A 21,524-nucleotide genomic window follows, 5' to 3' on the forward strand; every position below is an offset into this window, starting at 1 on the left:
ATCATCGATTGCCCCTTGCAAGGCCAGTTTAGCGAGCCTCGACCGCTGAAACCAGCTGCGCTGCAGTCGATCTGGCTTTTTCAGGAGTCCCTAATTGTCGCCGTTCCGCCCCTCAACGAACAACGCCGCATCGCTGCCAAGCTCGACATCACCTTGGCCGCCGTCGACGCCTGCCGCCAGCGGCTCGATGGCGTGGAGGCCCTGCTCAAGCGCTTTCGCCAGGTGGTGCTGGCGGCGGCCACCTCGGGGGAGTTGACGCGGGAGTGGCGGGAGGAGCGGGGCAGCAGCAAGGACTGGAAGGCTTGCGTTCTTGACGACATCGCTTCCATTCAGGGAGGAATTACGAAGGACTCAAAAAAGCAGGTTGATGAGTATCCCGAGTTTCCTTACTTGCGGGTCGCCAACGTCCAGAGAGGCTATCTTGACCTCAAGGAGATCTCCTTCATTCGAGTTCCCCCAGGAAAGATCGATTCCTTGCTTCTGGAGGAGGGCGACATCCTATTTAGGGACTCCTGAAAAACGACTCGCGTGCCTCACTGGGGCAAGCCGACGAACAGGGGTGATGGCAGCTCGAATCCGCGGCTTTACAGCAACCGGCGATTCGGCTGCCTCAAACTGGCAAATGCTTCTTGGCGCCACCAAGAGCCAGCCAAGACGTTGTAACGCACAAAAACCAGGAATAAATCGCGACAAAAAAGAGGCGGAGGAGCCTCAGGATCTTCTCGGCACACATCACCAGGAATGCCATCGAGATCGTCGTTTCTGCACCCTGAGGCAGGCGAGCCATGATCAACTGAAGTGAATACTTGCGCTTCCCTGAACCAAAGACACCCTCAACCTCGTTTCGCTTGCGCTGGTCAGCGCTGAGCTGCTGCTTGTGCACAGCGTTGACTCCTGGATCCTTCGGTGGCCTCCCAAGTCGTTTGCCAGATAGTCGGATATTGTTCCTCGTACAGAAGTTTCGATTCTTAGTGTTGATGTAGATGCGATCGGCGCAGATGCGCTCAGGGTAGCAGCCATGCTCTCGCTTGTACTTCTTGGCTTGTGAAATCAAGTCTTCGGACTCATTGTACGGATCCCAGCTGATCCTGTGAAGGAAGGCAAAGCCATTGCGCACGGAAACACTAATTTTGGCACCAAACTCAAAAGCGGCTCTTGCTTTGCCACGAGCAATGGGGCGAACATGTCGCTGAATCAAGTTGACGATGCGGTCGGGCATGCTGCGTGTCTTGGAGTACAGCAAGATCGTCTGCTGTCGGTGCAGCTCACTGATCACGAGAAGCTTCTTCCACCAATGCGTCTTGAGACCCGAAAGGCTTGCGCCAGAGGCGATCAGGGCATCGATGGCATCAAGATTGCGCTGCAGGTAGTCGAGCTGGCGGCGTATTGCGGCTTTTGTTTTGCGACGACGTGGCTTTTTCTGCTTGGCGACATTGAGGAAAGCAGCACGCGCCCTGCCTCGATCATATCGAGGCTTATGCTTACGCAGATCTGGGTGCTGACTGCGCAGATCATCAATGATTCGTTCGGTTGACTCCCTCGCCTCATTGAGTAGCTTCAGATCAGTGGGATAGGTGATGTCGGCTGGCGTGCAAGAGGCATCGATGGTCAATGTTCCCCAGTTCTTGTCCTCGGGCCAATCTGCTGGCTTCACGAAATCGTCAATGGAGATCTGGGTTCCAGCATCAACACTTGGATCGTCGGGGTGGTCGTCATCTTGCCGTGACGACACAGCCTCGATCACCATGGCCTTACCGCGTTCTGCAATCAGTTCGTTGATCCGCTTGAGGTCATCCTCTGAGAAACGCTTGCGGAAATGCACCATCATCGACGGGTCGAATGGTGATTTACTGGTGTAGCCGGCAAAACCCAAAAAATACTGCATGTATGCATTTTCTCGGATCTGCTCGACGGTTTCCTCATCGCTCAAGCCAAGGCGCTGCTTAATGAACAGCGCACCAAATGCCAATCTCACAGACTTCGCGGGGGCACCAGTCGTGGGGCTGAACTGAGGGGCATACGTTTCTTCCAGCTCTTCCCATGGCATCAGAGAGGAGAAGATCACCCAGCGGTTGTCCGGGTCCAATGTTCCGCCAAAAGGGAGATGGAACGCCTCGATTGAAAGCTGCCCGTTATGGTGTTTCCGGTACATCTACTGGGTTGAACAGTTGCAGCAATCATCGATTGCCCCTTGCAAGGCCAGTTTAGCGAGCCTCGACCGCTGAAACCAGCTGCGCTGCAGTCGATCTGGCTTTTTCAGGAGTCCCTATTTAACGAGGGAGGGGACAGAGACAAGGTTGGGCGCGGCTGGGTGTGGGAGGGCCAGATTGATCAGTGCGTATTTCAGAACCATGTATTCCGGGCGCGCCTGCTGAGTCCGGATGATCAGCCGAAGTTTGTTTCCTGGTGGTCAAACACTCGCGGTGCCGACCATTTTTTGGGCGAAGGCAAGCAAACGACAAATCTTGCGTCAATCAGCAAAAAGACGCTCGGGCAACTGCCTATTCAAATGCCGCCCCCTGCTGAGCAGAGCGAAATCATCGATCGCGTCGAATCCCTTTTCTCCCTCGCCGATCAACTCGAAGCCCGGCTCAGCGCCGCCCGCAGGATCGTCGAACGGCTGACGCCGGCACTGCTGGCCAAGGCGTTCCGCGGCGAGCTGGTGCCCCAGGACCCCAGCGATGAGCCGGCGAGTGTGTTGCTCGACCGGATCCGGGCGGCCCGCCAGGCGGAATCTGTTGCTGGCAAACCCTCGCGGCGTGGTCGCAGAAAGCCTGCAGCCAGCCCGGTTCCGAGCCTGTTGGATGCCGCCCCCGTGCCGCCCGATGGTCTCGCCACACTCCTGCGCGAATGCGGATCCCTGAGCGAAAGGGCGTTGCTGGCGGCGTCGGAGCTGGATCCCGCCCGGTTCCGGGCGCAGCTGGCGGAGGAGCGCCGCCGCGGCAGCCTGCGGGACACCGTCGATGAGGACGGTCAGGTGCTGCTGGAGGCGGTGGGCTGATCCAGCGGGCGCCCCGACTTCCGGCTTGCACACGGCCGATGGGACAGCGGTGGCCCTGAACAGGAGCACCTCGGCTCAACAGCCTCCGCCGTCTGCTGCGCCGTGAACCGCCCTGAACCGCCGTTGGGTCTTGGTGGGATTGGTCATCTGAGAATAGTCTGATGGTCATGGTGTGACCCTTCTCGACGTGTCCAGAGAACCGGGGGAAGCCGAGTCGCCGGTTGGGCCCCAGGTGGACCGGGCAGACCCTGCGGACTTCATGGCTGAGACGGGGGGCTGCGGTCGCTTGCGGATCAGGCAAGCAGATCGATCTTGAAGTCAAACATCTGAACCAAGTCCTGGAAATCACGATCGCCACCGCCTTTCAGATCCTCGAATCCGATCTTGTTGGTGCCGAAGCTGTAGAAGTGCTCGAGACGATCCGAGTTGGCGTCAGCAAAAGCGAAATACGTTTCACCATTGCTGACCTTGGCGAAGGGAGCCAGGAGCCTTCCACCTTTGATCGAGAAGTCTTTGCTGCTGATCTCGAGGTCCTTGATCTGAATCCCGGTGAGGGGATCGACCAGGTTTTCAGCCCGCAGGGCCTCCTGGATGTAGGAGACATCTCCGGGTAGGAGCGTGTCGCCATTGGCGGCTGTGATGGCGCCATCGGCGCGGCTGATCACATACCAGCCCAGACTGGAATCCAGCGCGGCTTCCCGGCCGTAGGCCAGGGTGCCTGTGATCGTTTGGTCGGTGGCGAAGGCAGTGAAATCAAGAATCGGAGCTTGATTCTGCAGATCGGCGATCAAAGGATTGATGCCTTGAACGCCTGGCGTGATATTGACGGTGAGGGCTGTTTGATTCGCATTGCTGAGTGCAAGCATTTTGCTGTCCTGAACAGGCACCACTGTCGCTTCAAACCAGCTGAGGCGAGTGTCATTCAAACCGGAGAGTTGATCGAGGGAGCCTCCCTCAACCTCCAAAAACATCACGCGTTGCCCATTGTTGATCAGGATTTCACTCAGGAAATCACCATTCTCTGGGATCGCGCTCAGATCAACGGAGTGGCCAAGGATCGTGATCAGTGTTTTGGCTCGCTCAGTGAAGAGGGTATTGCTGAAGTCGATCAGATTTTCACCCGGATTAAGAATCGTGTAGCCAATGGAACTGGTGGTGGCAGGTCGTTCGTCTAAATGAACCGAAGCATTGATCCGAATATTGAATGGATATTTCTGGTTTGACTCGACACCATCTGCAAGTAAGACCTGCCGACTATCAATGGAGATAAATTGTGGTTGAATGGCCACGCTTCCAAAGTTTGCGTAAACATTTTCTGAGAATTGAGTTTGTGAGGCATTGGCAGAAATGCTGAGGTGATCGGCATAGCCATCGCCACTCAGATCGTAGAAGCGTGAGCCAAAGCCACTTGTTGGGTCATACGTAATCACGTTTTCCAGCCTTACCTGATCCTTGGCTGGATCAAAGATATTGGCTGTGCTTGCAAAAAGCCAGCGACCCGGGTCAGGGACGCTGTTGAGTGAACGATTGGCTCTCAGAAGCGTGTAGGTGTCAATTGGGAGCGTCGTCCTTGTGACATGGTTTTGGCTGGTCGTAGGAAGTATTGCATCTGATCCTGCGATGGAGGGAGTAATATTATACGCATTGACGATGGGGGAACCAAGTACCTTGTATTTTTCAGGAATCAAATCTGCGAATATCCTATTGGTTGTCTCGAGGGTAAAGGATATATTAGAAAAATAATCACCTTCAAACCCTAAACTGCTTCCATTGAAAACGGCTCTTGTGCTGGCGCTCTCAGGAACCAATTCAAGCATCGCTGATTTCTTGTTTGCGTTATCAATCGTTCTTACCGAGAAATGTAGTGAGATGGGGTCTCGAGGGTATGGAAATTCTTTCTGATTGACAATCAGATTGTAGAGGGACACCCCTGCGGGGAAAGTGAAAGGCATGATGATATCACCGTTCTCTTCTCTGCCGCCGCGGTATTCGAGGCCTAAGGGGTCTAAAATGTTGAGATACTGCAGCACAGCTTGGCCGGCAGTACTGGTTGGTTTGATAAAATTATCATTATTTGAAAGGCTTATGTCGTAGGGAGAAACCAATTCCATCCACTCTCGCCATTTGTCGGCCTCATGCAGAATGATTTCGACCTCGGTGGGGGATTCTTTAGACTGCAGTTCGCTATTGAGTTGAAGGGCAATGGTGCTATTTTGCTGATTGCCTCGTTTGTCGACCGCAGCGGAAGAACTCTGTGCAAGCATGACATCTGAGATATGCAGGAGTTCATCACCCTGAGAGCGGGCGCCCAGTTCACCCGAAAAGCTGTAGAGAAAACTTCCTCGTCCTTGTGTGCCGGCAATCAGCAGATCATCTTGAGGGTCATATTGAATCGTTTTAACGTAGCTTCCCGGCGCTACTCCGGCAGGCAGTCCTTGCCATGGCATGGGAGCAAATTGACCGACGGGAATACCATCGCTATCGAGTTCGATCGACCAGACGCCGTTCAGCCCGCCGATGACGAGTTGATCAGGGCGATCGCCACGTCCGGGTACAAAGACGAGCGCTTGGTAACCATATGAATCTTTTTCAGTGTTAACGCCGTAGTCTTTTAACTTCAGCGTTTCCATGGCCCCATCAGGGGTCATGATTCCGAGAACTTGATCTTCTGCGGGAATGGCCAAATTGAAATAATTAGCATATTGAAGAGAGCTTCCACCTTGAATCCAATAGACAGTATCTCCATTGCTGCCATGTTTATGGGCAAGGTCAAGGATTTGTCCTTTGCTCGAAAAATTGTCGCGATCGTCGCCAAAATCAACTTCTCTGAGCGTGTAATTGCCTGATGAGTTGGATGTCCTGCCATAAATCGTTGGCTTTCCCTCTTTGTTCAATGCTCCAACATACAGACTGCCAATGGTTCCCTCGTCGGGATCTCCTTGATTGTCAATAGCGGTTGGATTCAGATATGTAAATTTGTTGTCTCCCAGGGGGATGGGCTCGAAATCCGACTCGAGTAGTGGCTGGAAGAGAAGTGCATTCTCTGGTAGTGAACGAGGAGATCTTATTGTTTCGTAGATGTTGAGTTGACCGGATAGCGCAATGCTGTTCTCCTTGTAGGCATGCGGTTCGGTAGGAAGAATAAAGACATCAAAGGCACCTGGCCTTTGACTTTCTGCCGTCCATTTCCAAGGGATTGGGGATTGATCGGGAGACCGCTGAAGATAAAATGGTGAGGTCTGTCTTGACTGAATATACCCTTCCCGGTTGTACTCAATTCTTCCGATGGTCCCAAGCTTCAAATATCCATATCCACTGAGATAGCCTGAATAAGTTTCGCTGTTGTCAGAGTCATCAAAAAATGCCAGTTGGCCATCACCCACCCAGAAATTGGTGGCGTGATCATCGCCGTAATAGCCGAGCGATGCAGCATTGTCTTGATAGGAGCTGGCAATGCTGTTGCTTTGTGAAGCCCAGCTCACCATATTCACTTCGAGAGTACTTAATCCTTTTGTTGTTAACGACTGCCACCATGCACCTTGTTGGGCGCTGCTTCCTGTCGCTCCCACTTCGAGCCCGAGCTGCCAGATGCCGCCATCATCTGTCTGGATCAGCTTCGGCCCAGTCTTGCTTTCGTAAAAGGCGATCGTACGGCTGTCAGCGTGGGGCTGACCTGGTGAGAAGGGGATGAACAGTTTGTCGTTTTCGGTATCGATCTTGGGTCCGTAGAGCGTTTCTGTGATGCCTGGCTCGTCATCGCTGAAATCCAGGCGGACCAAGCCACCGTTAACTGTTGGGTTTGCCAGTTCTGCCTTGCCAAATTGATTGCCTCCCACGAAGACCACGTTGCCTGTGGGATCATGCGGATCAGCTGCTAGTGAAAAATTTCCGTAGAAACGGAAATTACTAGCTTGATTGGTGCCTATGTCGCCAAAGTCGATCGAGGCTACTTTGTAATCGATCAGTTCTTGCGATGTTGGATCTATGCGGAGTCTAACAACGAACTTGATGGGTCCTTGCTGCAGATTTGACTCCAATGATCCCGAAAATACCCCCAAAAAACTAATCAGCTCTCCATTGATTAGGTCTGGGTGGGTGGCTGTTCTGGCGGGCAGGCTTAATTGTCCTTTATTGCTTTCATCATAGGCCCGAAGTTGTTGCAGCAGCTGTCCATATTTCTCGCCCTGCAGAATGATTAGCGATCCGTCTTGGCGATTTGAAGAGATAAAACTATCGTTTATGGATATTACAGTTTCTGTATTTGTGACTTGGTATCCTGAAACTACAAACTTGCCGCCCCCCTTGCTGAGATAAAGATTTGCCGGCAATGATCTGGCGCTGACACTGGTAATTCCTTGGGGTGATGTGCTGATTGAAAAAAATCTTCCTCCTTCTACAGGGCCATTCCAGCTTGACGCAATTAAGCGATTCTCTATCCATTCCATGCTGCGAATATTGCTGCCTGACAAGGCTTGCTGCGCTTCCTCTGATATTGGAAGCCATTCGATGGAGCCATCGGCTTGGATCGCGCCGATTTGAACCCCTTGGCTGGGAGCTCCTATGGCTTGGTCACCAGACGGATTGCCTTGCCCAACCGCTAGATACTGACCATCATCTGAAATGGCCAGCACACCGATCGATTGGGAGCCGAGATAGTCGCTTCCAGGTTTGCTGATCCACTCCCAGCGGTCACCCCAGCTGTCCGTTGCCTTGTCGTAGATGCGGAGGTGAACGCCGCCGTTCACGGAACCGGCGTACAGGAACACCTTGTCACCGGCGTCCTTGACGGCTAGTCCATTAGTGGCACCCGAGATATAGGTTTCACCAAAGTTTTTCTGAACACCCAGGCGGCCCCAGAGGCCGTCAATCACATAGTCATTGCCTGTGGGGACCCACGTGTTGGCTGTGATCGTGGGCATCAGGCAAAAGAAAAGTTTTAATCAGCATAGTCACGGTGCCAGCTGCGGGCTCGCCGCCCGTGGATGTGCTTTTCAGCACGGCCTTTGTGACAGGAGGTCTCGATCCTGCACAGGAGAGCGACTGGTGGCTGTCGTGGATGCGCCTGCAGATGTCGCAGATCGTCGCCACAGATTCCCCCGTGAGCATCGTCGAAGCGACCGTGGCTCAATCCGCTGTTCTTGCGTCAGGTCGTCAGTGGTGAACGGAGCCAGCGGTGATGCTGCGCTCGTGTTCGTTGGATCGCCGGATCCCAGGGGGCGACATCAGTCGTACGGCCCCGGATACTCCCCTGGATGGTCGATGCGTGTCACCCGCACGCCATCGGCTGACTGGCCGGAGAAGCGCAGGATGTCACAGCCTGATACTGAATGGCCCGGCTTCTGCGCCAGCAGCGCCACCTCGTCGGCGGTGATCGCGTCCTCCACCTGCCGCCTCAGCTCCGGGTCGCGCTGCAGGTGGGGGAGGGGATGCCACCGTTGCTCGAAGGCCTCTCCCTGACTCCCCGCCTTCCGCTGGGCCTACGGGCGCTCTCCACGGGGGCCGCGCCGGAGCGTGCGACCCGACCCGCCTGAATCAGGTCGCCCGCTCCGCCGGCGCAGCATCAGCCGGCCTGCGGGTGGCTGTAGTGCCGGCCGCGGTAGGTGAGCGTCCGGTTCCCGTCGCCGGCGCTCTTCGGCGCGTCGTGGTGGGCGTCGACGTAGGCCACGCCGCGGTAGGCCTTGGCCATCAGGTACTGGGCGTCATCGAGGCGCTGGTCCTTGAGGATCCGGTTGCGGATCAGTTCGAGCACGTTCATCGCGTTCTCCACAGGGTCCGCGTCCCCGTTGCCTGGCGCGGAGCGTTCTGCGTCCACCACGGGGGTGGATCAACGTTCTGTTATTCAAGCATCTGGTAGCGGTTGATACAGTGTGATCCGGTGCGGGCTTTTTGTTTCTTCGCATCCGTGTTGGCGGCGGCCGGTCGGCTCCGGCGCTGCTTGAGTGAGGGTCCTCCGACCGCCTCACGCCGCCATGTACGCCACCCTGCGTGAATACGAGGGCATTCAGGATGTCCGCGCCGCTCTCGATCCCCTGAGGGAGGGTCTCCTGGCCGAACTGGAGGCCCTGCCCGGCTTCGTCTCGTATCACTTCGTTGATGTGGGCGAGGCGGCGGGCCGGATGATCTCGCTCACGGTGTTCGACAGCCAGGAGGCGGCGGAGCGCTCCAACGCCATCGCCGCCCGCTGGGTTGAGCGCTGGCGGTCCGAGCATCCCGACACTGCCCCCCGGGCCAGCCGTGTGGATGCCGGTCCGGTGCTCTGCAGCGCCACGGCCTGAGCGCGTTGCAGCCCCGGCCGTGGTCTGTGGCGGCGCTGATGCCGCTGGCCTCCGCGCTGCCGATGATGGGGACCCTGGAGCCGGCGCCGATGATCCGCCCCGATCTGCCGCCGATCAGCGGTGAAGAGTCCGCACTGCTGGCCCTGAGGCGCCAGGAGACGCCGCCGGGTCCGTCACGTCCGGCTCCGGTGGGCCACGGCCCGCGCTTCGACCGGATCCGCTCGGCGTTCGCCTGCGCCCTGCACATGCATCAGCCCACGATTCCGGCCGGTGCCGATGGCGCGCTGATCTCCCATCTGCAGTTCATGTTCGAGCATCCCGGCGAGGGGGACAACCACAACGCCGGACCGTTCGCCCACTGCTACCGGCGCATGGTGGATCTGATCCCGCAGGTGATCAGGGAAGGCGGCGATCCGCGCCTCATGCTCGATTACTCCGGCACCTTGCTGTGGGGGTTCGAGCAGATGGGCCGCCACGACATTCTCGAGGCCCTGCATCGGCTCGCCTGTGATCCGGCGCTGGTGCCCCACGTCGAATGGCTGGGCACCTTCTGGGGCCATGCGGTGGCTCCTTCCACGCCCATCCCCGATCTGAAGCTGCACATTCAGGCCTGGCAGCACCATTTCGCCGCCCTGTTCGGATCCGAGGCGCTGCAGCGGGTGCAGGGCTTCTCGCTGCCGGAGATGGCCCTGCCCAATCACCCCGACACCCTCTTCGCCCTGGTGTCGGCGCTCAACGACTGCGGTTACCGCTGGCTGTTGCTGCAGGAGCACAGCGTCGAGAATCCCGATGGCTCGGCTCTGCGTCACGAGCAGCGATACGGCCCCAACCGGCTGGTGGCGCGCAGCTCCACTGGTGAGACGGCCACGATCACCGCTCTGATCAAGACGCAGGGCTCCGACACCAAGCTGGTGGGGCAGATGCAGCCCTGTTACGAGGCCCTGGGGCTCGGCCCGGTGCCGCTCGGCGACACCACCATCCCGCCCCTGGTGAGCCAGATCGCCGACGGTGAGAACGGTGGCGTGATGATGAATGAGTTCCCGGCTGCCTTCCTGCAGGCCCACCAGCGCCTTGCTGCCCGTGCGGCTGCCTCCGGCGCGACGGCCGCCGGGACCGTGGCGCTCAACGGCACGGAATACCTCGAGCTGCTGCGGGCCGCCGGTGTCTCCAGCGAGGCGTTTCCGCCGATTCAGGCCGTCGGGCAGCACCGCCTCTGGCGGCAGGTGGGGGGGACACCCACGCTGGAAGCCACGGAGGCGGCCCTCGCCGAGCTGCAGGCCACCGATCCGGGTTTCTCGATGGATGGTGCTTCCTGGACCAACAACCTCAGCTGGGTGGAGGGCTACGAGAATGTGCTCGAGCCGATGCAGCGGCTCAGCGCCCGCTTCCACCGCGTCTTCGATCCGCAGGTGGAGCGCGATCCGGCTCTCACCCGCTCGCCCGCCTATCAGGAGGCTCTGCTCCACCTGCTGCTGCTGCAGACCAGCTGCTTCCGGTACTGGGGGCAGGGTGCCTGGACCGACCACGCCCGTGAGATCCACCGCCGCGGCGAGGCACTGCTGGCCCAGGCGGAAGCCTGAGGGCGGATCCCCATCCCGCTGAGGGGGGCCAGGCTGTCCGGTCGTGCTTCAGCCCGCCGCCGCCTGCCATCGGCGCAGTCTCTGCCTCAGTCCGTCCCGCTGTCCGCCTCCGGCTCGATCCGGTAGTACGCGCGATCATCCGAGCAGCACAGGTCGGCGTAGTAGCGCTCCAGCACCACGTGGGCGTCGTCGTAGCGCTCGAAGCGGCGACCGGCGATGGCGTCCTCGAGGCCGTCATCCCGGCGGATCACATAGCCACTCATGGTCGCGACGCTGTCTGGATACGGGCCAGGATCGGCCGGAGCTGCGCGTGCGACACGGGCCGATCTCAGGGGCCCAGACCCTAGGTCCGCCGGGGAAGGCCGGCGTTCGATCCCGGCAGCCGATCGCAGGGACACTGCGGATGGTGTTCGGCGTCACTGGCCACACCATCGCTGGTACCGCTCCCCTGGAGCGCCCCTTGTCACCCCGGTTAGCCTGGGCTCAGCCGTCAGCATCCGGATGACCCAGCTCCACGACCTGCGGCTGCGGCTCCTGGTGCAGCAGGAGAGCGAGCGGATCGCCGATGCCACGCCTGACGACCTGGATCTCTCGGTGATCCAGGCCCGCTGCCTGTGCTGGCTGGCCCTGCTGGCCGAGGCCCATGAGGATCAGGCCAGCGATGCCGAGCGGCGCGGCGATGTGGAGCAGGCCATGGGCTGGTTCGCCGATTCGATGCGCCTGCGGGATGTCATCCAGGTGGTCAGTTCGATCGAGATCCCCCTGCCCCCTGCGGCCGACGGCGACGAGGACGGAGGCCTCGACGACGCCAGTGGCCACGGCCTTGACGCCTGACGCCTGACGCCGCAGCCCCTGCGTCAGGCCCGCCGGCCGCACTCCTCGGGGCTTCCGGCGTCTGCTTGACGCTGAATGGCATGATGGTGCTTGACAAGCACAAGGGATACGGTGCCGGAAGAGCCCTGCCAATGCCCTGATTGCCAGCGCTTCTATCGGGAACACGACCGATTGATCCGCGAGAATCCCAGCCTGCGTCAGCAGCAGGAGCTGAACTGGGCCGCTCTGCAATCGTTTCGCACCCTCGCCGGCCGTGTGCTGGAGGAACTGCAGAAGACCCACGGCGACGCTGACGCCCCCGTCGCGCCGGTCCCCGCCGAGGCCGGCGGCGCCCCCTCGGGTGAGGGAGAGACCGACGCGATCCAGCAGGCGATGGCCGATCTGGAGAACATCAACGCCCATCTCTTCTCGATCGAGGTGCTGATGGAGCGCATCTTCGACGTGCGCGTGCCCGAGCAGGTGGAGCAGACCTTCCGAGAGGTGGCCGGCGAGCTGGCCCCCGATCCGCTCAACGCCGACCGGCTGCGGCTCAACCGCCTGCTGCACCAGACCCCCGATCTGCCCGATCACCGGCCCTGAACCGCCGCACGGCGACTGCCGCTGCGTCGCTGCCCCGCCTGAACCGCTCTCGGCGCTCCGTAGGTCGTCAGCTCCGTCACTGACGGGCCTGCGCCCTGGGCACTGAGGCGCCTCTTCCTCTCGCTGTTGTGGTGGTCCATGTGGGGACTGCCCCATGGCAGCGATGCCGGGGGCAGTCCTGAGGACATGGCGCTCCGGAGGGAGGAGCGCCGCGACCGGGTCGCTCTCGCCTCCTGAAGCGGGCGGGGCTCAGCGGACCTGCTGTTCCTCGGCCGACGGACTCCGGCGCCGCAGCTGCGTGCCGCGGTCGAGATCACAGGTGATCGTCACCGGGAACTCCTGCGCGTCCCAGATGGTCTGCGCGTATTCGCGGATCGAGCGATCGGAGGAGAACAGACCGCTGCGGGCCGTGTTCAGCAGCGACATCCGGTTCCAGTGACGGCGGTCGGCCCAGGCCTGATCGACCCTGTCCTGCGCCTCCAGGTAGGCCTGGAAATCGGCCAGCACGAAGAAGGGATCGCGCCCCGTGAGGTTCTCCAGCAGCGGCCGGAACAGATCGCCGTCGCCGTTGCTGAAGTGCCCCTGCTCCACCAGGCGCAGCACCTCGGGAAGCTCCGGCACGGCGCCGATCATCTCCCAGGGGCGGTAGCCGTTGCGCAGCTCGGCGATCTGCTCGGTGGTCTTGCCGAACAGGAAGAAGTTCTCCTCGCCCACCTGCTGGCGGATCTCGACGTTGGCGCCATCGAGGGTGCCGATCGTCAGGGCCCCGTTCATGCAGAACTTCATGTTGCCGGTGCCGGAGGCCTCCAGGCCGGCGGTGGAGATCTGCTCGGAGAGATCGGCGGCCGGATACACCCGCTCGCCCAGCTTGACGTTGTAGTCGGGCAGGAAGATCACCCGCAGGCGTCCTTCCATGTCGGGATCGGCGTTCACCGTCTCGGCGATGCCGTTGATGAAGCGGATGATCAGCTTCGCCATGTAGTAGCCGGGCGCGGCCTTGCCACCGAACACCACGGTGCGCGGCGCCAGGTGGTCGCCCTGGCCGTTCTTGATGCGCAGGTAGCGGGCGATCACCCCGAGGGCGTTGAGGTGCTGGCGCTTGTATTCATGGATGCGCTTCACCTGCACGTCGAACATCGAGGCCGGATCGACCAGCACGCCCGTGTGGCGGTGGATGTACTGGGTCAGGTGATGCTTCACCGCCAGCTTGGTGGCACCCCAGCGCTCCAGGAAGGCGTCGTCATCGACGTGGCGCTCCAGGCCGCGCAGCTGATCGAGATCGCGCACCCAGCCCTCACCAACCGCCTCATCCAGCAGGGCCGACAGCTGCGGATTGGCCAGCGCCACCCAGCGCCGCGGTGTGACGCCGTTGGTGACATTGATGAACTTGTCGGGCCAGAGCCTGGCGAACTCCGGGAAGAGATCGCTGCGCACCAGTTCGCTGTGCAGCGCCGCGACGCCGTTGACGTGATGGGCCGCCACCGTGGCCAGGTTGGCCATGCGCACACATTTGTTGCCCTCCTCGTCGATGATCGAGACGCGGCGCAGGATCTGATCGTTGCCGGGATACTTCAGCCGCACCTGCTGCAGGAAGCGGCGGTTGATCTCATAGATCAGCTCCAGGTGGCGCGGCAGCAGCGAGCCGAACAGATCGAGCCCCCACTTCTCGAGCGCCTCCGGCAGCAGTGTGTGGTTGGTGTAGGAGAGCGAGCGGCTGGTGATCTCCCAGGCCTCCTGCCACTCGAGATGCTTGTCGTCGAGCAGCAACCGCATCAGCTCGGCCACCGCGATCGCCGGATGGGTGTCGTTGAGCTGCACCGCCCAGTGATCCGGGAACTCCTGGATCGGGATGCCGCGCATGTCCAGGTTGCGGATCATGTCCTGCAGCGAGCAGCTCACGAAGAAGTGCTGCTGCTTCAGCCGCAGACGACGCCCCTCGTCGGTGCCGTCGTTCGGATACAGCACCTTGGAGAGGGTCTCGCTGCCCACCTTCTCCTCGACGGCGCCGTAATAGTCGCCGCTGTTGAACGCATAGAAGTCGAACGACTCGGTGGCGTCCGCCCGCCACAGCCGCAGCCGGTCGCAGGTGTTGACGCGGTAGCCCAGCACCGGCACGTCGTGGGGGACGCCGATCGCATGCTCGGCCGGAATCCAGCGCACCCGGTAGTTGCCGTGTTCGTCGCGATAGCTCTCGGTGCGGCCGCCGAAGCCCACGAAGCAGGCCTGGTCGGGGTGGGGGATCTCCCAAGGCCAGCCGGCCTTGAGCCACTTGTCGGTGATCTCCACCTGCCAGCCGTCGCGGATCAGCTGGTCGAAGATGCCGAACTCATAGCGGATGCCATAGCCGGTGGCCGGGATCTGCAGCGAGGCCATCGATTCGAGGAAGCAGGCCGCCAGGCGTCCCAGGCCACCGTTGCCGAGGCCCGGCTCCTCCTCCACATCGAGGATCTCCTCGATGTCATTGATGCCGAAGCGGCGCAACGCCTCGGCGGCCTCCTCCTGGATGCCCAGCATCAGCAGGTTGTTGCCCAGCTGCGGGCCGATCAGGAACTCCGCCGACAGGTAGGCGACCACCCGGGCGGGAGAGGCGCTGATCGCCTCGATGCCGGCCAGATAGCGCGTCATCAGACGGTCGCGCACCGCATAGCTCAACGCCATGTACAGGTCGTGGCGGCTGGCGGTGGGCGCGAGTTTGCCGAGCGTGTAGAAGAGGTGCTCGGTCATGCCGTCGAACACATCCTCCGACAGCAGGCCGCTGCGATCGGGATCGGCGTAGCAGCCGGGAGTGGGCAGGTGCAGGTCCATCGGTCGGTGCTCGCTCATGGCCTTGCCTCGCTGCCTGCGGATCTCGTCGGCCAAACCGTAGCGGTGGATGCCCTTTGACACCTCCGATCGTGCGCGTCAGCCCATGAGAGGAAACAGCCGGTGGCACGGTCTAGGTTCGGGGCCCCGCGAGCAGGCCCATGCTTCTGCCCACGCTGTTGCTTGAGATCGGCAACCATCAGTTTGAGGTGGCCGAGACCCTGATTCAGGTGGGTCGCTTCCTGGTGATCTTCCTCGCCGCGCGCACCCTCGCTGAGGTGATGGTGCGGCTTTCGCTGCCGACGATCCTCGGAGAGCTGCTGGCCGGTGTGCTGATCGGCGTCTCGGGGCTGCATTTCCTGCTGCCCCCCGATACCGGAGTGGCGATCAACGATCTGCTGCTCAACCTGGTCTCCTCCCTCTCCGGTGTCACACCAGAGCAGGTGCAGGAGCTCTACACCGAGAGCTTCCCGGGGCTGCAGCAGGTCTCACTGCTCGGCCTCTATGCCCTGTTGTTCCTCACGGGCCTCGAGAGCGAGCTGGATGAACTGATGGCGGTGGGCCTGCAGGCCACCACCGTCGCCGTCACCGGCGTGGTGCTGCCCTTCGCCCTCGGCACCGCCGGCCTGATCTGGCTCTTCCACGTGCCCACGATCCTGGCGGTCTTCGCCGGTGCCGCGATGACGGCCACCAGCATCGGCATCACCGCCAGCGTCTTCGGAGAACTGGGCTGGCTGAAACGGCGTGAGGGGCAGATCGTGATCGGCGCCGCCGTGCTCGACGACATCCTCGGCATCGTCATCCTGGCGGTGGTGGTGTCCCTGGCCGGCGGTGAGGCCCTGGCGATCGGTCCGATCCTGAAGCTGGTGGTGGCGGCGCTGGTGTTCGTGGCAGCAGCCCTCTGGCTCAGCGGCACGGCGGCCCCCGCCTTCGACTGGTTGCTCGATCGCCTCAAGGCCCCCGGTGAGGTGGTGGTGGCCGGTTTCGTGGTGCTCAGCCTCTGCTGCTTCGCCGCCCAGGCGATCGGCCTGGAGGCGGCCCTGGGGGCCTTCGCCGGCGGTCTGATCCTCAGCCGCTCGCGCCACACCGAGGCGATCCAGGAAACGGTGAAGCCGCTGGTGGCCCTGTTCGCCACCGTCTTCTTCGTGCTGATCGGCACCGGCATGGATCTGTCGGTGCTCAACCCGCTCGAACCCGCCAACCGCCCCGGCCTGGTGGTGGCCCTGTTCCTGTTGCTGGTGGCGATCGCCGGCAAGGTGGCCGCCGGCTGGAGCTACCTCAGCAAGGAGCCCAGCAACCGCCTGGTGGTGGGTCTGGGCATGCTGCCCCGCGGTGAAGTGGGTCTGATCTTCCTGGGGCTCGGCACCCAGGCCCATCTGCTCACCCCCGCCCTGGAGGCGGCGATTCTGCTGATGGTGATCGGCACCACCTTCCTGGCCCCGCTGCTGCTGCGCCTGGTGCTGGGTGGTGAGGGGCCCGCACCCCGTGATCCGCTGGAGGAGATCCCCACCTGAACGCGGCGCCGGCCTGACTGGGCTGTTGTGCCGGCCCGACCGACCCGGGCGCAGCAGGCCGGTGATGGCCGGGGCCTCAGCCGCCGGTGGCCGGCCCTCAGTCCTTCTCCTTCCGGAAGCGGTCGGCGAGGCTCCAGCTCAGGCCCGCCAGCACGGCCATCAGCCCAAGGCTGGAGGACCAGCCCGGCCCTAGGGCCCAGCACAGCACCAGCTCCACCACCACACCCACCGCCAGGGCGAGGGCGAGGCTGCTGAGCACCAGCACCAGCTCGCGGCTGGCCGCGTCAAGCGGGCCGGCCTGCAGCGTCTCCTCGAAGGTGCCGATCGGCAGGCTCAGGGGCAGGTAGAGGGCCAGGGCCCACAGGGCGATCCCCGGCAGCAGCGGGATCCAGTCGGACAGGGCGGGCACCGCGGACATCGGCGGGGACTCGGCAGTGCGGGCGGTGGGGCCCGTCGGGCTCCCTAGCATCGCCGCCCCTGCGCCCCTCCCGACGCCATGGCTGCCGAAACGACCGGTTCCCCGAGCGGCTGGTCCTACCTGGGGCACCGGGTGCACTGCCTCAGCGCCGGTCCTGAGGAGCCGCGCGGGCCGGCCGTGCTCCTGGTCCATGGCTTCGGCGCCTCCACCGACCACTGGCGCTTCAACATTCCGGTGCTCTCGCAGCAGTACGAAGTGCATGCCCTCGATCTGCTCGGTTTCGGCCGCAGCGCCAAGCCCGCTGGCCTCTCCTACGGCGGCGAGCTCTGGGCCGATCAGCTGAGTGCCTACGTGCGCGAGCGCATCGGCAGGCCGACGGTGCTGGTGGGCAACTCGCTGGGGGGATATGCCGCCCTTGCCGCCGGCGCTTCCCTCGGCTCCGAGGCCGCGGGGGTGGTGCTGGTCAACGCCGCCGGCCCCTTCTCCGAGGAGCAGGCCGCCCCGACCGGCTGGGGGGCGATCGCCCGCCGCACGATCGGCGGGGCGCTGCTGCGCAGCCCGGTGCTGCAGCGGCTGATCTTCGAGAACCTGCGCCGTCCCGCCACCGTGCGCCGCACCCTGCGGCAGGTGTACATCGACCAGACCAATGTCGATGAGGCGCTGGTGCAGTCGATCCTGGTGCCCTCCCGCGATCCCGGCGCCTTCGGGGTGTTCCGCACCGTGTTCGACTTCCCCCGGGGCGAGCCGCTCGATGCCCTGTTCGCGCGGCTCCAGGCGCCGCTGCTGCTGCTCTGGGGCATCCGCGATCCGTGGATCAACGCCGCCGGCCGCCGCGCCCAGTTCCAGCGCCATGCGCCGGCGGCCACCAGCGAGGTGGTGCTGCAGGCGGGCCACTGCCCCCACGACGAGGTGCCCGAGCAGGTGAATGCCGCCCTGCTGGAGTGGTTGGAGGGCGTGTCGGCGGCTGAGACAACTGCTGCAACAGCGGCGATCTCGCAGCCTTCTGTTCTGGTTAAATGACGCACAACGTTACGAAGGAAGGCTGGTGACGGCATCGGTCGCGGTCTCTGGCCCCTCTGAAGGCATCGCAGGCGAACGCTCAGGCTCGAGACAGCCGCCGCCTGAGCCCAAGGCCTTCCGATACCGGCCGGACATCGACGCGCTGCGGGGCGTGGCGGTGATCGCCGTGTTCATCTTTCACCTCAACGAGCATTGGCTGCCCGGTGGCTTCGTCGGTGTCGACGTCTTTTTCGTGATCTCGGGCTACGTGGTCACCGGCTCGCTGCTGAGCCACGGCGGCGAATCCATCGGCCAGAGGCTGCGCGGGTTCTACATGCGTCGGATCCGACGCCTGCTGCCCAATCTGCTGCTGACCCTCGCCGTCACCGCCGTCGGGGTGGCGCTGCTGATTCCCCCCACCGAGACGCGCTCTCTGTACCTGACGGCGGTCAAGGCGATCTACGGCTGGTCGAACAACCACCTGCTGCAGTCCTCAGCCGACTACTTCGGCCTCGACTCCAGCCTCAACCCCTTCGTCCACACCTGGTCGCTGGGTGTGGAGGAGCAGTTCTATCTGGTCTTCCCCTTGCTGCTGATCCTGATCGGGAGCGGGGCACGCCGCACCCTGCCGATGCTGCTGGTGCTGATCGGAGTGTCGCTGGCCGCCAGTGCCTGGTGGACGACGCATGCGCCGATGTCGGCCTTCTTCCTGATGCCGAGTCGTTTCTGGGAGCTCTCGATCGGTGCCGCGCTGCTGCTGCTGCAGCGCCGCTCCTTCTCTCTCGAGGGGCGGCTGCGGCCTGGGATCTCCTGGGCGCCCGTGGGTTGGCTGCGCGGACGGCATCTGCGCTGGCTGGGGTGGCTGGTGGTGATCGCGTCCCTGGTCTTCACCCCCGAGCGCCAGGGCTTTCCCACGCCGGGTGCTCTGCCCGCCGTGCTGGGAACCCTGCTGCTGCTGCATGCCGGCTCCGAAGCCGATGGCCGCTTTCTGCCCATCCGATCCCTCGAGCGGCTGCTGATCGCCCTCGGTCTTCTCTCCTACTCCCTCTATCTCTGGCACTGGCCGGTGGTCACCTTCCTGCGCTGGACCACCGGCCTCGAACGCCCCTGGCAATACCTGCTGGCCACCGTCCTCTCGCTCGGGCTGGCGTGGTTCGCCTACCGCTTCGTGGAACAGCCCCTTCGGCGCAGCCCGCTGCCAGCGATCCCGCATCTGGGCGTGACCTTCGCCTCGGTGATCCTTGCCTGGGTCGGCATCGATGCTCTCGCCCATCCCTATCGCGGCCGGCTGTTCCTGGGCAGCAACAGCGATCCGGTACCCAAGGCCGAGAGGATCTCGGAGCTGAGGCCGGTGATCCCCGGTACGGGCATCAGCGATGGCGAATGCGGTGTCCCCACATGGGAGGACTACGGCCCGGACTCACGGACCGACTTCGGCCCCTGCAGCAAACCGGGGCGTCCCGGTGCCGGAGAGATCTTCCTCCTGGGTGACTCCCACGCGCACCATCTCCTGCCGATGCTCGATGGGGTGACGGATCGAACCGGCCAGGCGATCTCCTTCAGCTTCAAGAGCAGCTGCCTGATCAGCCCCTCGCTCACGGTGAGCTTCGACAAAAAGCGCTACGAGCCCTGCCGAACTTTCGCCGCCGGTGAGCTGGATCGCGCCCTGGACCGCCTGCGTCCAGGCGATGTCGTGGTCATTGCCACCTGGTTCAACCGCCAGCTCGGGGACATCACCCCCGATGGCCGTGACAACGACTTCCCCGTCTACCTGGGAAGCCGCCGCCTCAGCCCCAGCGAGGTGCGCAGCCGGTTCGTCGCCGACATCCGCAGCCAGGCGCGGCGACTGGCGAGCCGCGGGATCCAGCTTGTGCTGGTGGTGGATGTGCCGATGCTCGCCCGTGACCCGGTGGTGTGCGATGCCTGGCCCCGGCTGGCTCTGCAGGGCACGCGCGCGGCCCTCTGCTCCGGCACCCCGGCGCTCACAGCCCGCATGCAGCGGACCGTGGCGGTCACGCTGGCCGCAGCAGCGCGGGGCCTGCCCAACGTCCACGTGTTTGACCCCACCCCGCTCCTGCTGGAGCAGGGCCTGGTGCGTCATCGGCTGACCGATGGCACGGTGGTCTACGCCGACTCTCACCATCTCAGCGTCAGCGGCAGCAGGATGCTGGCGGAGCCGTTCCACCGCTTCATGAGCGCGCGGGGGTTGCTCCCGTCCGCTCAGGCCATCAGCGCGCCGGGGCCAGGCTGAGCCGCCTAGATCCTCCATGGCGCAGCATCGGCGCCTGTTCCGCACGGTCGCAAACCGCTGATGGCGTTCCGATCAGGCGGCCACACCCGGCAGGCGGCCCGGTGCCAGCTGCTCGAGAGGGTCAAACTGCCGTTTCACGGCCTCGATCAGCGGCCTCGAGGGCGCATCCAGCCAGGCGTGCAGATGCGATTCGGGGGGTTGGCGCAACACCGTGAGCCAGCCCCCCAGCTCCTGGCAGCGCTGTCGCAGCGACGCCACCCGGCTCGGATCCGTCGCTGCGGAAGGCATGGCGGTGCTCCATGCGTGGCCGATGCCACTCCCGGCCGCCAGCTCCACCGCCATCCCGCGCAGTTCCGGGCGTGCCAGCAGCGTCGCCACCCGATCACTCGGCACGGCCAGGCGCAGCAGCCACGCCGGGCTCGCCACTCCGATCGCGCCGGGGTCCGGCTGGCCGCGGCCATGGGCCAGCAGCTCCTCCAGCGCGCCCGCCTCCACCTCGCGGCAGGCCAGGGCGGTGCGGCCGGCGATGGTCTGCACCTGCTCCCGCAGGCTGGTGGCGCTGACGCTGGCCAGGCCGATCAGCAGCTGAGGCTCCTCCCCCAGGCCGGCGGCGAGCGCCAGCGGCGCGTTCCACCAGTCGATCCGCTCCGGCGTCAGGCTTGAGCCCACCAGCCAGCCCACCAGGCTCCCCAGATCCTCCAGGCTGCCTCCCACCAGCAGGCCTCGTCGGGCCGGTGGGATCGGCTGGGTGCGCAGGGTCACGCTGCTGATCAGGCCCAGGGAGCCCCAGCTGCCGCAGAACAGCCGCATCAGGTCGTAGCCGGCCACGTTCTTCACCACCCGGCCGCCGGCCTTCGCTTCGACGCCATCGCTGCGCAGCAGCGACAGTCCGATCAGCTGGTCGCGCACCCCCAGATGGCGATGGCGGTAGCCGCCGGAGAGGCCGCGGGCCACCAGGCCGCCGATGCTGCCGGAGTCCGAGCCGCCCGGGCCGCTGCCCCAGGGGGGATCGACGGCCAGCCACTGGCGGTGCTCCGCCAGAGCCTGCTGCACCTCCTGCAGTGCGGTGCCGGCCCGCACCGTGAGCGTGAAATCTCCTGGGTTGTGCTCGAGGATGCCGCTCAGGGCCCGCAGGCTCACCGGCGTGCAGGGCTGGCGCAGCGGTGCCCCCCAGTCGAGCCGGCTGCCCAGGCCGCTGGGCAGCCAGGGGGTTCCCTGCTGGTGCAGCTCGCGCACCAGCTCCCGCAGATCCTTGGCGTCGGGCTGCATCA

At 63.2% G+C, this 21,524-nt stretch carries 17 protein-coding genes; 9 read left to right on the forward strand and 8 right to left on the reverse strand.

All coding sequences use genetic code 11. The annotated features are described in order from the left end of the window. Positions 1–15: 15 nt before the first annotated feature. The gene (locus H8F25_RS13325; protein WP_197210824.1) at positions 16–516 is read left to right on the forward strand and encodes a hypothetical protein; all 501 of its coding nucleotides are present in this window, start codon (positions 16–18) and stop codon (positions 514–516) included. 94 nt (positions 517–610) lie between these two features. Here the strand turns inward: H8F25_RS13325 and H8F25_RS13330 are convergent, their stop codons facing one another. Next, a complete protein-coding gene (locus H8F25_RS13330) occupies positions 611–2,152 on the reverse strand; it encodes an IS5 family transposase (RefSeq protein WP_197210729.1) in 1,542 nt (513 codons plus the stop codon). 39 nt (positions 2,153–2,191) lie between these two features. Here H8F25_RS13330 and H8F25_RS13335 point away from each other — a divergent pair, with 39 nt between their 5' ends. Further along, positions 2,192–3,001, forward strand: coding sequence for a hypothetical protein (locus H8F25_RS13335; RefSeq protein ID WP_197210825.1), 810 nt, complete (start codon positions 2,192–2,194; stop codon positions 2,999–3,001). Positions 3,002–3,294: 293 nt separating this feature from the next. Here the strand turns inward: H8F25_RS13335 and H8F25_RS13340 are convergent, their stop codons facing one another. The 3 genes from H8F25_RS13340 to H8F25_RS13350 all read right to left on the reverse strand — a co-directional run bounded on the left by H8F25_RS13340 (position 3,295) and on the right by H8F25_RS13350 (position 8,756). Continuing rightward, complete coding sequence (locus H8F25_RS13340; protein ID WP_197210826.1) at positions 3,295–7,920, reverse strand: DUF4114 domain-containing protein; 4,626 nt, start codon at positions 7,918–7,920, stop codon at positions 3,295–3,297. 303 nt (positions 7,921–8,223) lie between these two features. Further along, complete coding sequence (locus tag H8F25_RS13345) at positions 8,224–8,385, reverse strand: hypothetical protein (protein ID WP_370525749.1); 162 nt, start codon at positions 8,383–8,385, stop codon at positions 8,224–8,226. A gap of 176 nt (positions 8,386–8,561) precedes the next feature. After that, complete coding sequence (locus H8F25_RS13350) at positions 8,562–8,756, reverse strand: hypothetical protein (protein WP_197210827.1); 195 nt, start codon at positions 8,754–8,756, stop codon at positions 8,562–8,564. A gap of 214 nt (positions 8,757–8,970) precedes the next feature. Here H8F25_RS13350 and H8F25_RS13355 point away from each other — a divergent pair, with 214 nt between their 5' ends. Continuing rightward, positions 8,971–9,276, forward strand: a complete 306-nt coding sequence (locus H8F25_RS13355; protein ID WP_197210828.1) for a hypothetical protein — start codon at positions 8,971–8,973, stop codon at positions 9,274–9,276. An 89-nt stretch (positions 9,277–9,365) separates the two neighbouring features. After that, positions 9,366–10,856 (forward strand): glycosyl hydrolase family 57, encoded by a 1,491-nt coding sequence (locus H8F25_RS13360; RefSeq protein ID WP_197213868.1) that lies wholly within the window; start codon positions 9,366–9,368, stop codon positions 10,854–10,856. Between the two features lie 86 nt (positions 10,857–10,942). Here the strand turns inward: H8F25_RS13360 and H8F25_RS13365 are convergent, their stop codons facing one another. Then, positions 10,943–11,119, reverse strand: coding sequence for a hypothetical protein (locus tag H8F25_RS13365; protein WP_197210829.1), 177 nt, complete (start codon positions 11,117–11,119; stop codon positions 10,943–10,945). A 238-nt stretch (positions 11,120–11,357) separates the two neighbouring features. Here H8F25_RS13365 and H8F25_RS13370 point away from each other — a divergent pair, with 238 nt between their 5' ends. Next, the gene (locus tag H8F25_RS13370; RefSeq protein WP_197210830.1) at positions 11,358–11,690 is read left to right on the forward strand and encodes a hypothetical protein; all 333 of its coding nucleotides are present in this window, start codon (positions 11,358–11,360) and stop codon (positions 11,688–11,690) included. A 111-nt stretch (positions 11,691–11,801) separates the two neighbouring features. Then, positions 11,802–12,269 carry a hypothetical protein gene (locus tag H8F25_RS13375; RefSeq protein WP_197210831.1) on the forward strand — a complete coding sequence of 156 codons (468 nt, stop codon included), beginning with the start codon at positions 11,802–11,804 and terminating at the stop codon, positions 12,267–12,269. A gap of 249 nt (positions 12,270–12,518) precedes the next feature. On the opposite strand, the gene H8F25_RS13380 is transcribed toward H8F25_RS13375, so the two are convergent. Next, positions 12,519–15,092 (reverse strand): glycogen/starch/alpha-glucan phosphorylase, encoded by a 2,574-nt coding sequence (locus tag H8F25_RS13380; RefSeq protein WP_197210832.1) that lies wholly within the window; start codon positions 15,090–15,092, stop codon positions 12,519–12,521. A 140-nt stretch (positions 15,093–15,232) separates the two neighbouring features. On the opposite strand from H8F25_RS13380, the gene H8F25_RS13385 reads away from it, so the two are divergent. After that, entirely contained in the window at positions 15,233–16,585 is a 1,353-nt protein-coding gene (locus H8F25_RS13385; RefSeq protein ID WP_197210833.1) for a cation:proton antiporter, read from the forward strand. A 97-nt stretch (positions 16,586–16,682) separates the two neighbouring features. On the opposite strand, the gene H8F25_RS13390 is transcribed toward H8F25_RS13385, so the two are convergent. After that, a complete protein-coding gene (locus tag H8F25_RS13390; RefSeq protein WP_197210834.1) occupies positions 16,683–17,003 on the reverse strand; it encodes a hypothetical protein in 321 nt (106 codons plus the stop codon). Between the two features lie 78 nt (positions 17,004–17,081). On the opposite strand from H8F25_RS13390, the gene H8F25_RS13395 reads away from it, so the two are divergent. Together H8F25_RS13395 and H8F25_RS13400 are read left to right on the forward strand one after the other, a co-directional pair. Next, complete coding sequence (locus tag H8F25_RS13395; protein WP_197210835.1) at positions 17,082–18,023, forward strand: alpha/beta fold hydrolase; 942 nt, start codon at positions 17,082–17,084, stop codon at positions 18,021–18,023. Positions 18,024–18,048: 25 nt separating this feature from the next. Beyond that, a complete protein-coding gene (locus H8F25_RS13400) occupies positions 18,049–20,253 on the forward strand; it encodes an acyltransferase family protein (RefSeq protein WP_231596845.1) in 2,205 nt (734 codons plus the stop codon). 72 nt (positions 20,254–20,325) lie between these two features. Here the strand turns inward: H8F25_RS13400 and H8F25_RS13405 are convergent, their stop codons facing one another. After that, positions 20,326–21,522, reverse strand: coding sequence for an FAD-binding oxidoreductase (locus tag H8F25_RS13405; protein WP_197210837.1), 1,197 nt, complete (start codon positions 21,520–21,522; stop codon positions 20,326–20,328). Between the last annotated feature and the right edge of the window lie 2 nt (positions 21,523–21,524).

Source organism: Synechococcus sp. CBW1004 (genome assembly GCF_015840715.1).
GTDB lineage: Bacteria > Cyanobacteriota > Cyanobacteriia > PCC-6307 > Cyanobiaceae > Cyanobium.